This is a genomic window from Nocardioides sp. HB32 (genome assembly GCF_054058995.1).
Genome location: NZ_JBSSBS010000001.1, coordinates 4,026,252 through 4,040,133 on the forward strand (window position 1 = coordinate 4,026,252; position 13,882 = coordinate 4,040,133).

A 13,882-nucleotide genomic window follows, 5' to 3' on the forward strand; every position below is an offset into this window, starting at 1 on the left:
TCTAGGCGTCGCCCGCGGACGCCGGCAGCTGGGGCAGCTCGCCGGTCTGCTCGTACGTCGACAGCTGCCCGATCCGCCGGACGTGCCGCTCCTCGTCGCTGAACGGCTCGGCCAGGAAGACCTCGACGAAGCGGGTCATGTCCTCCAGCGAGTGCATCCGGCCGCCGACGGAGACGACGTTGGCGTCGTTGTGCTGCCGGGCCAGCCGGGCGGTCTCCTCGGACCAGACGAGCGCGGCGCGCACGCCCCTCACCTTGTTCGCGGCGATCTGCTCGCCGTTCCCGGACCCGCCGATCACGACCCCCAGGCTGTCCAGCCCGGCGGCACGGTCCTCGGCGACGGCCTCCGCGGTCCGCAGGCAGAACACCGGGTAGTCGTCCAGCGCGTCGTAGCGGACCGGGCCGTGGTCGACGGGCTCGTAGCCGTGCTCGGTGAGCCAGCGGGTCAGGTGGTCCTTGAGGTCGAGTCCGGCATGGTCGCAGCCGAGGTGCACGCGCATGCGGACATCTTCTCAGCCGTGCCGGTCAGGCGTGCAGCCGGAGGAATCCGGCGACCTGCCGCACCGCGGGCTCGGCCGACGGGAACGCCTGGGGGTGCCGCCAGAACCCGTGCAGCTGCCCGAGGTAGCGCGTCGCCGTCACCTCGCCGCCGGCCGCCGCGATCCGCCGGGCGAGCTCTTCGCCCTCGTCGCGCAGCGGGTCGTGCTCCGCGGTGACGACCAGGGTGGGCGGCAGCGTCCCGAGCCGGTCCGACAGCAGGGGGGCCAGGTCCGGGTCCGTCCGGTCCGCGGCGGTCGCGTACTGCTCCCAGTACCACGCGGCCTCGCGCGGGTCGAAGCCGTCGGCAGCGGTCGTGTACGACTCGAAGCCCGCGGTCGGGTCGAGGAACGGGTAGACCAGCGCGAGTGCGGCGTACCGGCCGGGATGGCGGAGCGTGTCGACGAGCGCGAGGTTGCCGCCCGCGCTGTCGCCGTGGGCGAGCAGCGGACCACCGAGGTGGTGCCGCGCCCACTCCCCCGCGACCGCGACGTCGTCGACGGCGGCGGGGAACCGGTGCTCGGGCGGCCGGCGGAAGTCGACGCTCAGGACCCGCAGCCCGCTCCGGTTCGCGAGCCGGCGCGCGGCCGCGTCGTGCACCTCGACGTCCTTGAAGACGAACCCGCCGCCGTGGACGTGCACGATGCCGCCCGCACCGGCACCGGCGGGGGTGTAGAGGCGGGCGGGTACGCCGTCCGCGTCGACGTCGGCGACCTCGGCGATCTCCTCGCGCGGCTCCTGCGCGGCCGCCGCCTGCGCCTGCTCACGGGCTCCGGCGACGTCGTAGCCGTCGGTCCACACCGGGGTCTCGCCGGCGGCTGCGTCGAGGGCGCGCCGGGACTCGGGAAAGAGCATGCACAGACGCTAGTCCGCGGAGAGGATGGCCTCGTGACGTTTCTCGGCTGGTGTGTGCTCGGCCTGGTCTTCGTCGACGAGGTCATCGCGCTGATCGCGTTCGCCCTCTGGGGCTACGCGCAGGACCCGTGGTGGGTGTGGGTCTGGTTGCTGCCGGTGCTCGCCATGCAGGCGTGGTTCTGGTTCGCCTCACCCAGGGCGCGCTACGGCGGCCCGGTCCTCCGCCCGCTCGTCAAGGTCCTCGTGTTCGGTCTCGCGGCGTGGGCGCTCTGGGACCTCGGCCACCCCACCGAGGCGATCGGCTTCCTGGTGTTCTCCGTCGCGGTCAACGCGATCGCCCAGGTCCCCGGGATCGCGGCCCTCGCCGAACAGGGTCAGAGTCGCGAGCCGTAGGTCTCGACGGCGTTGTCGACGCTGACCCGCTCGCGGATCCCGGCCGGCAGCGCGGTGAGCGCGTGCCGCGGGTCGTCGAAGTCCCAGTGCGGGTAGTCGGAGCTGAACATCAGCGTCCGCTCGGCCTGGGCGATCTCGCACAGCACGTGCAGGTGGTGGCGGCGGCGCGGCTCGGGCAGCGGCTGCGTGGTGAAGCGGACGTGGTCCGCGACGTACTCGCTCGGCAGCCGCTTGATCCACGGCACCTCGTCGCGCAGGCCCTTCACGTTCTTGTCCAGCCGCCAGATCACGTCCGGGATCCAGCCCAGCCCGCCCTCGGTCATGATCACCTTGAGGTTCGGGAAGCGCTCGAAGACCCCGTGGCAGATCAGGCTGATCACGTTCGCCTGGAAGACCTGGCTCAGGCCCGTGTGCCACTCGACGTAGTAGGTCGGGGTCCCGCCGGCCATCGGCGGCGACGTGCGGAAGATCCCCTCGCCGGAGTTCGGGTGCACCGTGATCGGCAGCCCCAGCTCGGCGGCCGCCTCGTAGATCGGGTAGTAGTGCCGCTGCCCCATCAAGATGTTGGTGAGCGGGAGCAGCACGGCCACGAACCGCTCGTCGGCGCCGGCCCGCCGGATCTCGGCCGCCGCCAGCTGCGGGTCCTGGGCCCCCACCACGAGGTTGCCCCGGTACCGATCGTCCGCACCGAGCCAGGTCGCGGCCAGCCAGTCGTTGTACGCCGACGCGATGATCGCCGCGGCGTCCGGGTCCGGCATCGCGCCGAGGCCGAGGACCTCCCCGCCGATCAGCACGGCCCGGTCGATCCCGTTGCCGTCCAGCAGCTGCTGCGCCGTGAACGCCGGGTCCGCACCGGGCGCTGAGCCGTCGGGCGCCCTCGCGTCGTCGCGCAGCACCCCGGCCTGGTTGACGTACAGCATGTTCCGCGGGACCGAGACGGCCTCGCGGTGGCCCACCGTCGTCAGGTTGCGCCGCTCGTCCAGGCCCAGCCGGCGCTGGCCCTCGCGGGACAGGTACGGCCGCAGCTCGGCCATCCCGCCCTTCATGATCGGGTGGACGTCGCAGTCCACCAGCCGGTAGCGGCTGCGCTGGTCGTCGTCGACGGTCGGGGAGGTCAGCAGGTCGGTCATGGGGTGGGCTCCTGTGCGGACAACCGTTGCGGGGACGGCCCGGAACCGTCAGAGTCATGCATAGCAAATCGTTTGGCTCCGCGATAGGTCCGCGCCAGGAGGTTCCCCGTGGAAGTTCGGATCGGCTCCGTCGACGACGTACGCCGGGAGGGCTGCCGGATCGTCGAGGTCCACGGCCGCCCGGTCGGCGTGATCAGCGTCGGGGACGAGTTCTTCGCCGTCCACGACCGCTGCCCGCACATGGGCGCCTCGATGTGCACCGGCTCGTTGAGCGGCACCTTCCTGCCGGCCGAGCCGCACGAGCTCGTCTACGGACGCGACGACCGGGTGATCCGCTGCCCCTGGCACGGCTGGGAGTTCGACCTGGAGACCGGCCGGTCCCTGCTCGAACCGGAGCGGGTCGGCCTGCGGACCTATCGCGTGACCCAGGAGGGCGACGAGGTCGTCCTCCACGCGTGACGGACGCGAGGATCCCGGTGCTCAAGAACATCGACCCCCTCCTCGACGCCGCGCTGCTCGGCCACCTCGCCGCGATGGGGCACGGGGACGTGCTGGCGATCGTCGACCGCAACTACCCGGCGGCGTCGACCGCCCGTCGGCTGGTCAGCCTGCCCGGGGTGGACGTCCCCACGGCCGCGCGGGCGATCCTGTCGGTCCTCCCCGTCGACACCTTCGTCGAGCCGGCCGTCCTCCGGATGGGCGCCGTCGGCGACGAGGGCGTCGTCCAGGAGGTCCATGCCGACCTGCAGGCGGTGGTCGACGAGGCCGAGGGACGCCCCGTCCCGTCGGCGCCGGTCGAGCGCTTCGAGTTCTACCGCCGCGCCGCCGCGGCGTACGTCGTGGTCGCCACGACCGAGGCCCGGCCCTACGGCTGCTTCCTCCTCACCAAGGGCGTCGTCTGAATTTCAGCCCTGGGGGGGCTTGCGCGGGCGGCGCGCCCGGCCTACGTTCGTGCCAATCGATTTGCGTGACTCTCGTCACACAGCGCCGTACAGGGCCGGTCGGGACGGCCCGCCACTCCGAGGAGCCGCCATGAACGACACCCCCTCCGTCGCCCGCCGTTCCCTGCTCCTGGGCGCGGCCGGAGCCGCCGCCGGCCTGGCCACCGTGGGGCTGCCGGAAGCCGGTGCGCTCGCCGCCGGGGCGCTGTCGCCCGCCCGGACCGTGGACGCCACCGGCCGTCCGCCGCTGTGGCGCCAGGCCGAGAACAAGGGCATCGTCTTCGGGTCGTCGATCGCGACCTGGCAGCTGGACAAGCGCTACCCCCACCTGTTCGCGCGGGAGGCCGGCCTGCTGTTCACCGAGGACGACCTGCTCTGGTACCAGCTCAAGCCGACGCCCGACTCTCGACTCAACTTCGGGCCGGGCGACCAGATCATCGCCTTCGCCGAGCAGCACCGCCAGCTCACCATCGGAGCCCATCTCGCCTGGGACGAGGGCTTCGGCGACGGCTGGTCCGACGACGACCTGTGGGGCCTCAGCCGGAAGAAGGCCCGCAAGCTGCTCTACAGCGTGATCGGCCGCGAGGTCCGGCATTACCGGGGCCGGATGAACGGCTGGATCGTCGCCAACGAGGTCACCGATCCCTACGACGCCGACAAGCACGGCTTCCGCACCAACGTGCCGTGGTACAACACGATCGGCCCCGGCTACATCGCCGAGTCCTTCCACATCACCCGGGAGCAGGACCCGAAGGCGCTGCGGATCATCAACGAGTTCGGCTTCGAGACCGTCAACGAGTGGGGTGACCGTGCCGAGCCGCGTCGTCGTGCCTTCCTCAAGGCGCTGGACCGGCTGCACCACGTGGGCGCGCCGGTCCAGGCGGTCGGCATCCAGGGACACCTGCTCGCTGACGGCTTCGGCCACAAGTTCCACGAGCGCGGCTACCGGGCGTTCCTGCGCGACATCGCGGACCGCGGGCTGCACATCCTGGTCACCGAGCTGGACGTCCTCGACGACGGGCTGCCCAAGGCCTTCGAGCCGCGCGACCGGATGGTCGCCGACGTCTACCGTCGCTACCTCGACGTGACGCTCGATGAGAAGGCCGTGAAGGTGGTCAACGCGTTCGGGCTGACCGACCGCTACACCTGGCTCGACGAGGACCGACCGCGCGAGGACGGCAGCCACCGCCGGCCGCTCGCCTTCGACCGGAGCATGAAGCCGAAGCCGGCGTACTACGCGATCAGCCACGCGTTCCGGCACGCGCCGCACCGCCACCAGCTCTGGAGGCTGAAGAAGGGCCAGTAGGGGACTGCTCGCGGGCTACCGGACCTGGACGACCGCCGCCTCGGCGGCGGACCGGTAGCCCGCGAGTGCGACCTCCAGGGCGCGCACGCCGTCCGCGCCGTCGGCGCCGGGCTCCTGGTGGACGCCGGTGCGGACCGAGGTGAGGAAGCCCTCGATCATCGCCCGGTCGGCGTCCTCGGCGAACGACGCGTACCGCAGGCCCCGTGGCCCGCCGTCGCGGGTGCTGACCACCTGGACCGACTCGGCCAGGTCGTTGAGGTCGAGGGCGCCCTCGGTGCCGACCAGGCGCAGGTGGAAGTCGTAGTCCCACGGGTGGTCGGCCGGCACGGACCAGCTCGGGTCGATGCTGCCGACCGCGCCGTTCTCGAAGCGCAGGGACACCACGGCGACGTCGTCGACGCCGCAGTCCCAGAGCAGCGCGCCGGCCTCGGCCGAGACCTCGGCGACCTCGAGCCCGGTGACGTGCCGCATCACGTCGGTGACGTGCACCGAGTGGTCGATGAGCGCTCCCCCGCCGGCCGCGACCGGGTCGGTGATCCAGGCCGGGTACGCCGGCGGCAGCGGCGGACGGCCCCGGTTGCCACCCACGACGCCGATCAGGTCGCCGAGCCGACCGGCCCGGACGGCGTCGCGGGCGCGGGCGACCACGGGCAGGAAGCGCGAGACGAAGGCCAGGTGCAGCTGGACGCCGGCGGCGTCGCAGGCGGCCACGATCGCGTGTGCGTCCTCGAGCGTCGTGGCGATCGGCTTCTCGCAGAGCACGTGCCTGCCGTGCCGGGCCGCGAGCTCGACGTGGGCGCGGTGGTCGGCGTTCGCGCTGCAGACCAGGACCGCATCGGCGGACTCGACGAGCTCGTCGGCGTCCCCGGCGGCCTCGATGCCGAAGTCCTGGCGGATCCAGCGGGTGTGCTCCGGCTCGACGTCGTGGATGCCGACGACCTGGGCGTTCGGTGACCGGGTCAGCGCACGCGCGTACGCCCACGCGTGGCCCATGTGCGCGGCGCCCAGGATCGCGACGCGGGTCGGCGTGCCGTTCACAGGGTCTCCCAGGTGGTCAGGTCGATCGTCCGCCCGGTGCGGGCCGACTCCAGCGCTCCCAGGGCGGTGCGCAACGACTCCGTCGCCTCGGTCGCCGGCACCGGCGGCGGACCGCCGGCGCGTACGGCGTCGAAGAAGGCGCCGAGCTCACGGGTGAACTCCCGGTCGCCGAGCACGTCCCACCACTCCGTGTCGCTCTCGCGCTGGTGGAGGACGCCGCCCATCAGGTGGTCGTAGTCCCACGAGATCCGGCCCTCGGTGCCGACGATCTCCGCGCGCAGCTTGAAGCCGCGCGAGACCGGGTGGGCCCAGCTGCACTCCACGTGCGCGATCGCGCCGTTGGCGTAGCGGACCGTCGCGAGCGTGTACGTGTTCGGCCCGGCGCCGCTGTCGGCGGCCATGCAGTGCACACGTACGGCGGGGCTGCCGATCACCCAGGCCGCGTAGTCGAAGCTGTGCACCGCCTGGTCGAGCAGCGGCCCGCCCGAGGTCGCCGGGTCCGCGAGCCAGCCGGCCTCGCTCCACCCCGGCAGCGAGGTGGTCGTCGAGTGGGTGATCATCCGGACCTGCCCGATCTCGCCGGCCTCGGCCACGTCACGGGCCAGCCGATGGTCCGGGCCGTAGCGGGCCACCTGCCCGATCGAGAGGATCCCGGGCGCGGCCTCGGCCGCCGCGAGCACGCGGCGCGCCTCCTCGACCGTGCGGGTGATCGGCTTCTCGCAGAGCACGTGCCGGCCGGCCTCGAGCGCCCGGATCGTGGCGTCCGCGTGGGTGGTCGGCGGCGTGCAGATGTCGACGACGTCCACGCCGAGGTCGAGGATCGCATCCAGGTCGGGCACGACCTGCGCGCCGTACTGCTCCGCGATCCGTTCGGCCTTGCCCGGGACCGGGTCGGCGACGGCGACGAGCCGCACGCCGGCCGCGGCCCGGTAGGCGTGCGCGTGCACCCCGGCGATCATGCCGGCCCCCAGCAGGCCGACGGTGAGCTCGGAGCTCATCGCCCGCGCACCTCGATGGCCGGGGCCGCGGTGTGCAGGTCGGGCCCGAAGAACGTGAACACCACGAGGTCCTCGCTTCCCGTGTTGACGACCTCGTGGTCGCGGGTCGCGGCGTCGTGGGTGACGACCAGCTCGTCCAGGCCCGGCTCGCCGCCCCGGACCTCGTGGCCGGCCCAGGTGCCGGTCCCCGACCACGCGAAGACGCTGTAGGCCCCGGGCTCGCGGAGCCGGTGGGTGCCGCCGGGCGGCAGCACCAGCCGCTTCCCGGCGTACCTGCTGGTGTTGTAGAAGACCCAGGCCTCCTCGCCGTCGCCGGCCGCGCCGGCGACCGGGCGCGGCGAGAGGTGGCGGTTCTCGTAGAACCAGGGGTCTCCGTTGACCTCCCAGTCCACGAAGCGGAGCGGGAACCGCTCTCCCTCGCGCTCGCGGTCCTCGTCGCGCACGTCCTTGAAGAGCAGGTCCTTGGAGATGATCGTCCCGGCGTTGAGTGCCTGGAACATGGCCAGGACGTCCGAGTCCTCCTGCAGCTCGAGCGTCAGCGCGGTGCCCGGGGCGTGCAGCACCCCGGACGGCACGTGGAACCCCTCGCCGGGCACCTGGAGCTCGGCACGGGCGTGGCGCAGGATCAGGTCGCTGTCCCAGTCCACGAGGTACGGCAGCAGCGTCTCGTGGGCCCGCTGCTCGGCGATCCACGGGTGCACGCCGAAGAAGGTCTCGGGGTGCGCGCCCAACTCCACACCGGGCAGGAAGTGGTAGGACTCGTCCTTGGCGTTGCAGCCGACCAGCCGGGCGAACTCCTGCGGCGGGTGGACGTGGTACGGCAGCCGGTACCCGTAGTCGAAGATCTTGGCCAGCCGGCCGAGCCCGCCCGGATGCGTCGCGGCGTACTCCTCGCCGAGCAGCGCCACGGGGTCGGCGGCCACGGCGTCGCGAAGCAGAATCCGCTCGCCGTGGTCGCCGACGAGGTGGCTCAGTCCCTCGTCCTCCGGTCCGACCCGGTTGTCGGCCCGGGTGGTCGAGGCGAGCCACCGCTCGCAGATCGCGCCGCGGTCCCCCACGTCGTACGCGTCCTCGGGTAGGCCGAGCCGGCGTCCCGGCGGCAGGAAGTCACGCGCCACCCAGGCCGGCTCGCACCGCAGGACGCCGTTCCCGTCCGCGAGCAGGCGGGCGAGGACGTCGCGCGTCAACCCTTGACACCCGTCACGGCGATGCCCCGGACGAACTGCCGCTGGAAGATGATGAACACGATGACCATCGGCAGCGTGGCGATGACCGAGCCCGCGAACAGCAGGTTCCAGTCCGTCCGGTTCTGCACGACGAACAACGCGAGCCCCACCGGTGCGGTGGTGTGCTCCGGGTCCCCCGACGTGACCAGCAGCGGCCAGAGGAAGTCCTCCCACGAGTACTGGAAGGTGAAGATCGCGTTGGCGGCGAGCGCGGGAGCGCAGAGCGGCAGCACGACGCTCCAGAAGATCCGGAACTCGCCGGCGCCGTCGATGCGGGCGGCGTCGAGCAGCTCGTCGGGGATCGTCGACATGTACTGGCGCAGCAGGAAGATGCCGAAGGCGCCGACGATGCCCGGCATGATCAGACCCCAGTAGGAGCCCAGCCAGCCGTGCCCGCCGCTGCCCAGCCAGTCGTTCCCGCCGAAGAACGGGATGTGCTGGATGATGATGTAGTTGGGGATCAGCGTGATCTGGCCAGGGACCATCATGGTCCCCAGGAAGAGCACGAAGATCACGTTGCGACCCGGGAACTTCCGCTTCGCGAACGTGTAGGCGCAGAGCGCGTTGAAGAACGTCTGCAGCACGGTCACGGTGATCGCGACGAACGCGCTGTTGGCGAACCATCGCCAGTCGCCGTGCCCCTGGCCCTGCTGCGCCTTCGTGAGGTGACCGACGTTCAGGAAGCCCCGGTAGCCGTCGAGCGTGGGGTCGCCGGGGATCCACGTCGGCGGGTTCGAGAAGATCGTGCTCAGCGGCTGCATCGACGCGCTGATCAGCCAGGCGAAGGGCGCGACGAACAGGATCGCGATCGGCGCCAGGACGACGTACGTCAGGAGCTTCGCCCGGAGGGACACGTGCTCCTTCTCCCGGGGTGCGCCCGGCGGGCGCTTGGGGCGCCGCCGCCGCGGGGCCGGCAGGATCGGCTCGATCTCGCTGACGAGACGGCTCGCGGTGGGCTCCTCGGTCAGCCCCGTCATGAGACGCCCTCGTTGTCGCGGAACAGCCGGATCTGGAAGACCGTGAACACCAGCAGCATCGCGAACAGCGCGAAGGCCAGCGTGCTCGCATAGCCCATGTCGTAGTACTTGAAGGCCCAGAGGTACATGTAGTACACCATCGTCTCCGTCTTGTTGACGGGCCCGCCGTTGGTCATCACGAAGATCTGGGTGAAGACCTGCAGCGAGCCGATGATGCTGATCACGAGCAGGAACAGCGTCGTCGGCCGGAGCATCGGGATGGTGACGTACCACAGCCGACGCAACGTCCCGGCGCCATCGAGCATCGCCGACTCGTAGAGCTGCTCGGGGATGGCCTGGAGGCCGGCCAGGTAGACGACCATCGAGAACCCCACGCCGCTCCACACGCTCATCAGCACGACGGCCGGCATGGCGAGGTTCTTGTCCGAGAGCCACAGCAGCGGGTGGTCGATGAGGTGGCCCTTCATCAGGTAGTAGTTGAAGAGCCCGTACTGGCCGTTGTAGAGCCACTTCCACAGCAGGGCGGAGACCACGAACGGCGTGACGACGGGCAGGTAGTACGCGGTCCGGAAGACGGCACGGCCGCGGATCGGCTGGTTGAGCAGCAGCGCCAGCACCAGGCCGATGATCATCGTCAGGGGGATCGACGCGCCGGTGAAGTAGGCGGTGTTGAGGACCGACTGGACGAACCGCTCGTCGTGGATCATGTCCTCGTAGTTCTGGAGACCGACGTACGGCTTCGTCGGCTCGATGATGCTCCACCGGTGGAACGTCAGGTAGATCGCGAAGACCAGGGCCGCGAGCGTGAAGATCGAGAACAGGATCACGCCCGGGGCGAGGAACAGGTACGCCGATCGCTCTCGCCAGATCCTCCAGAAGAAGCGACGCACCCGGGTCTCCCGGACGTCCTTCTTCGCGCCCTTCGCAGCCGGCGCCACCGCCGTCGACATACCTGCTCCTTCTCTCGTCAGGGAAACCGTCCGCCCGGGCCGAGTCGGCCCGGGCGAACGGGCGGTGCGTGGTGCAGAGGTCAGCGGGCCAGGATCGCCTGCGCCTGGTTCGCGGTGTTCTCCAGGGCCTCGTCGGCGCTCTGGTCACCGTAGATCGCCTTGCCGAGCTCGTCGTTCAGGATCGTCTCGATCCGCGGGAACTTCGGGTTCGACACGGTGCTGGCCACGCCGCACTGCATGAGGTCGATGAAGCCCTTGAGGACCGGCTTCTCCTTCACGATCTCCTCGCCCTGGAGGAGCGAGTTCAGCGGCGGCAGCAGGGTGCCCTCGGTCTTGTAGGTGGACCGGGCGATGTTCTCGGGCGTGGAGAGGAACTCCATCCAGAGCCATGCCGCGTCCGGGACCTTGGTCTGCTCCGACATCATCAGCGCGTCGCCGGCGATCGTGGTCTTGCAGCCCGCGTCGCCCTCCGGCAGGGGCGCCGTCGCCCACTTGCCGTCGATGCCGGGGAACTCGTCCGACAGCGTGCCGGCCAGCCAGGCCCCCGCGACGTACATCGCCACGTCACCCTCGGCGAAGGCCGTGCGGCCGTCGTAGGAGTTGGAGTTGAAGTAGTCCGGCGGGGAGTACTTGGCCAGGCCCACGTAGAACTCCGCGGCCTTCTTGGCCTCGTCGCTGGTGAACAGGATGTCCTTGCCGTCCGCGGAGAGCAGGTCGCCACCGGCCTGGTAGAGCCACGGGTACCAGTAGTACGCCGACTCGGACGCGAACATCTCGAAGCCGTACTTGTTCTGGGCCGGGTCGGTCAGCGCGGCGGCGTCGGCCTCGAACTCGTCCCAGGTCTTGGGGGGAGAGTCGATGCCCGCCTCCGCGAAGCGGTCCGTGCGGTAGAAGAGGCCGGTGGTCTCACCGTCGACCGGGAGGCCGTACATCTTGTCCTCGTAGGTGACGAAGGTCTTGAAGGCGTCGACGTAGTCGTCCGGCTTCACCACGTCGCTCCGACTGATGTAGTCGCTCAGGTCGACCGCCGCGCCGCGCGAGGCGTAGTCGGCCGTGTCGCTGGCGTTGACGTAGGACACGTCGGGGGCGTTGTTGCCCGCGATCCGGGTCGAGAGCACCTGCGCTGCCTGCTCGGCCGGCACGTTCTCGAACTTGATGGTGATCATCGGGTGCTGCTGGTGGAACTCGGCCGCCATCTTCTTCATCTCGGGCTCGTTGCCGAGCCAGGAGAAGAACGTCACCGTGGTGGGCGAGGTGGGCTCCGCGACGGGCCCCTGGCCCTCGCCCTTCGGCGGGCCTGACGGCTTGTCTGAACCGCCACAGGCGGCCAGACTCATGGATGCGACGGCGACGGCGACCGCGGCGGCGGCCACCTTCCGGGACAGTTTGAACCTCACCGAATCAGCTCCCTTGCTCTTCAAGTGGCTACTCGGAGACCGTCGATGCGACCCGATGCAAATCGTTTGGCTCCTTGGCGGGAAGCATCGTCAACACCCTCCGCTTTGTCAATGGATTCGCGTGCTTTCCGTCACATCGGTGTCGCATCGTGACGCCAGGAGGGCGGCGCGCCGTACCTCCTCCGATAGGCGCGGCCGAAGTGCGACAGGCTGTTGAAGCCGGCGGCGTGGCACACCTCCGAGACGCTGAGCGAGGTCGCGGCCAGCAGGGACCGGGCGAACCGTAGCCGGCACTCCTGGAGGTGGAGCTGGAACGAGGTGCCCGTGTACTGGCGGAAGCGCTCGCTGAAGTAGTTGGGCGAGAGGTGGGCGCGCGCGGCGACGTCCGCCAGCGTCAGCGGCTCCCGGAAGTTGCGCTCGACGTAGAGCACCGCGGCCCGGAGGTCATCCGTCGGGGCGGGCGGGCGCGCGCGGCGCGGGTCGTCCAGGCCGCACCGGCGGGCCAGCTCGACCACCAGGCACGACACGAGCGCCTCGGTCACGGTCGCCGAGCCGAGCCGCGGCTCGTCGAACTCCTGCTGGAGCCGCCGGAAGTCGGCCTCGGCGTCGAGGAAGCCGTCGGCCTGCCAGGGGAACCCCTCCAGTGCCGGGGCACCCACCCCTGCGAGCCGGCGCTCCATCACGCTCGGGTCGATCACGGTGTTGTAGCAGGTCAGCGGCTCGTCGCCGGTCACCCGGAGGGCGTGGAAGTCGGCCGGTGACAGCAGGAACACGCTCCCGGGACTGATCGGTCGCGGCACGCCGTTCACGACGTGCTCCGCCTCGCCCGAGACGACCATCGACAGCTCGTAGTAGTCGTGCCAGTGCACGTCGACCATCCGGAGCCGCTGCTGCATGACCCGTGCACCGAGCGCCGGAGCGAGCAGCGACGCGACGCTGAAGCGCTCGATCGGCTCGGTCATGCGGGGGCTCCTCCACGCCTCAAATCGTTTTGGCAGTTGTCCAGTACAGTACCGCCATGCACCGGACGGAGCGGACCGATGCGCAGCCGTTGCCTGCGCGCGTGACGATCGCCCACGTGGCCGATCTGGCGGGCGTCAGCCCGACGACGGTCTCGCACGTCCTCTCCGGCAAGCGCGTGGTCGGCGCGGCGACGCGCAGCTCGGTGATGGACGCCATCAAGGAGCTCGGCTACCGGCCGAACCACGTCGCGCGCAACCTCCGCACCCGGCAGTCCCACATGATCGCGGTGGTCGTCCCCGACATCACCAACCCCTTCTACGCGGTGCTCACCCGTGGCCTCGCCGACGCCGTCGACGCATCCGGCTACGGGACCTACGTCTGCAGCACCGACGGCCTGCACGACCGCGAGCGCAAGTTCTTCGAGGACGTCATGGACCGCGGCGTGGACGGCATCGTGTTCGCGTCCGGTGAGACCGCGTCGGAGGTGACCTTCGGGCCGGCCGACTACGCGACACCCCTCATCTGCATCGGCGACCACCTCGACCACCCGCTCTGCGACGCCGTCATCCCGGACGACGAGGCCGGGTCGCGGGAGGCAGGTGCGTTCCTGGCCGGTCGCGGCTTCGAGCGGATCGCGATGATCCAGGGGCCGCCCCGCCACGGCTCGCAGCGCACCGCCGGCTTCCGGGCCGCGATGCAGGCCGCCCGTCGCAAGGTGCCCACGGAGCGCTTAGTGCGCGGCGACTGGACCCGCAGGGGCGGCTACGAGGCGATGCGCACGCTGATGGCGCTCCCCAGCCGCCCGGACGCGGTCTTCTGCGCCAACGACCTGATGGCGATCGGTGCCCTCGACGTCGCCCACGAGCTCGGCCTCGACGTACCCGGCGACGTCGCGATCGTCGGCTTCGACGACGTCGACGCCGCCACCATCGTGACTCCGCAGCTCACCACGGTGCGCAACCCGGCGTACGAGGCAGGCAGCACCGCCGGCGACCTGCTGATGAGCCGGATGTCGGGGCGCTACGGCGGCACCGGCCGCACCGTGGTCCTGCCCTGCCCGATGGTCGTCCGCGGCACCGCCTGAGCGATGTACCACCATCCGGCTGGCCCTGATGCGTGCTTGGGGCGGCGCGCAGGACGGTGGCGGACCACCTTCGCGCCGCGCTCGCTGC

Annotated in this window: 15 protein-coding genes; 5 read left to right on the forward strand and 10 right to left on the reverse strand. The window is 71.1% G+C overall.

The genetic code is table 11. From position 1 onward, the window contains the following. Position 1: 1 nt before the first annotated feature. On the reverse strand, positions 2–499 hold the full coding sequence (locus tag ACVW2K_RS20205) for a ribose-5-phosphate isomerase (protein WP_457203734.1): 498 nt from the start codon (positions 497–499) through the stop codon (positions 2–4). A 25-nt stretch (positions 500–524) separates the two neighbouring features. Beyond that, positions 525–1,391: an alpha/beta hydrolase gene (locus ACVW2K_RS20210; RefSeq protein WP_457203735.1), complete on the reverse strand. Its 867-nt coding sequence runs from the start codon at positions 1,389–1,391 to the stop codon at positions 525–527. 33 nt (positions 1,392–1,424) lie between these two features. Here ACVW2K_RS20210 and ACVW2K_RS20215 point away from each other — a divergent pair, with 33 nt between their 5' ends. Then, positions 1,425–1,784 carry a YrdB family protein gene (locus ACVW2K_RS20215; protein ID WP_457203736.1) on the forward strand — a complete coding sequence of 120 codons (360 nt, stop codon included), beginning with the start codon at positions 1,425–1,427 and terminating at the stop codon, positions 1,782–1,784. On the opposite strand, the gene ACVW2K_RS20220 is transcribed toward ACVW2K_RS20215, so the two are convergent. Continuing rightward, positions 1,766–2,914, reverse strand: coding sequence for an amidohydrolase family protein (locus ACVW2K_RS20220; RefSeq protein WP_051548715.1), 1,149 nt, complete (start codon positions 2,912–2,914; stop codon positions 1,766–1,768). The two genes, ACVW2K_RS20215 and ACVW2K_RS20220, sit on opposite strands and share 19 nt — an antisense overlap. Positions 2,915–3,022: 108 nt before the next feature. Here ACVW2K_RS20220 and ACVW2K_RS20225 point away from each other — a divergent pair, with 108 nt between their 5' ends. The 3 genes from ACVW2K_RS20225 (at position 3,023) to ACVW2K_RS20235 (ending at position 5,161) form a co-directional block, all read left to right on the forward strand. Further along, positions 3,023–3,373 (forward strand): Rieske (2Fe-2S) protein, encoded by a 351-nt coding sequence (locus tag ACVW2K_RS20225; RefSeq protein WP_028636290.1) that lies wholly within the window; start codon positions 3,023–3,025, stop codon positions 3,371–3,373. Beyond that, positions 3,370–3,816, forward strand: a complete 447-nt coding sequence (locus ACVW2K_RS20230; RefSeq protein ID WP_457203737.1) for an RbsD/FucU family protein — start codon at positions 3,370–3,372, stop codon at positions 3,814–3,816. The genes ACVW2K_RS20225 and ACVW2K_RS20230 overlap by 4 nt, the downstream gene beginning before the upstream one ends. A gap of 130 nt (positions 3,817–3,946) precedes the next feature. Continuing rightward, positions 3,947–5,161 carry an endo-1,4-beta-xylanase gene (locus tag ACVW2K_RS20235; RefSeq protein ID WP_051548717.1) on the forward strand — a complete coding sequence of 405 codons (1,215 nt, stop codon included), beginning with the start codon at positions 3,947–3,949 and terminating at the stop codon, positions 5,159–5,161. A 15-nt stretch (positions 5,162–5,176) separates the two neighbouring features. Here the strand turns inward: ACVW2K_RS20235 and ACVW2K_RS20240 are convergent, their stop codons facing one another. From ACVW2K_RS20240 to ACVW2K_RS20270, 7 genes are all read right to left on the reverse strand, one after another. Then, entirely contained in the window at positions 5,177–6,199 is a 1,023-nt protein-coding gene (locus ACVW2K_RS20240; protein WP_457203738.1) for a Gfo/Idh/MocA family protein, read from the reverse strand. After that, the gene (locus ACVW2K_RS20245) at positions 6,196–7,197 is read right to left on the reverse strand and encodes a Gfo/Idh/MocA family protein (protein ID WP_028636293.1); all 1,002 of its coding nucleotides are present in this window, start codon (positions 7,195–7,197) and stop codon (positions 6,196–6,198) included. The genes ACVW2K_RS20240 and ACVW2K_RS20245 overlap by 4 nt, the downstream gene beginning before the upstream one ends. Then, entirely contained in the window at positions 7,194–8,384 is a 1,191-nt protein-coding gene (locus ACVW2K_RS20250) for a hypothetical protein (RefSeq protein WP_457203739.1), read from the reverse strand. Before ACVW2K_RS20250 ends, ACVW2K_RS20245 begins: the two co-directional genes overlap by 4 nt. Then, entirely contained in the window at positions 8,381–9,400 is a 1,020-nt protein-coding gene (locus ACVW2K_RS20255; protein WP_457203740.1) for a carbohydrate ABC transporter permease, read from the reverse strand. The genes ACVW2K_RS20250 and ACVW2K_RS20255 overlap by 4 nt, the downstream gene beginning before the upstream one ends. Next, entirely contained in the window at positions 9,397–10,350 is a 954-nt protein-coding gene (locus tag ACVW2K_RS20260; RefSeq protein WP_051548723.1) for a carbohydrate ABC transporter permease, read from the reverse strand. Before ACVW2K_RS20260 ends, ACVW2K_RS20255 begins: the two co-directional genes overlap by 4 nt. 80 nt (positions 10,351–10,430) lie before the next feature. Beyond that, on the reverse strand, positions 10,431–11,747 hold the full coding sequence (locus tag ACVW2K_RS20265; RefSeq protein ID WP_155991959.1) for an ABC transporter substrate-binding protein: 1,317 nt from the start codon (positions 11,745–11,747) through the stop codon (positions 10,431–10,433). A gap of 131 nt (positions 11,748–11,878) precedes the next feature. Beyond that, a complete protein-coding gene (locus tag ACVW2K_RS20270; protein ID WP_457203741.1) occupies positions 11,879–12,709 on the reverse strand; it encodes an AraC family transcriptional regulator in 831 nt (276 codons plus the stop codon). Positions 12,710–12,765: 56 nt separating this feature from the next. On the opposite strand from ACVW2K_RS20270, the gene ACVW2K_RS20275 reads away from it, so the two are divergent. Beyond that, the gene (locus tag ACVW2K_RS20275; RefSeq protein WP_457203742.1) at positions 12,766–13,794 is read left to right on the forward strand and encodes a LacI family DNA-binding transcriptional regulator; all 1,029 of its coding nucleotides are present in this window, start codon (positions 12,766–12,768) and stop codon (positions 13,792–13,794) included. Positions 13,795–13,882: the final 88 nt, after the last annotated feature.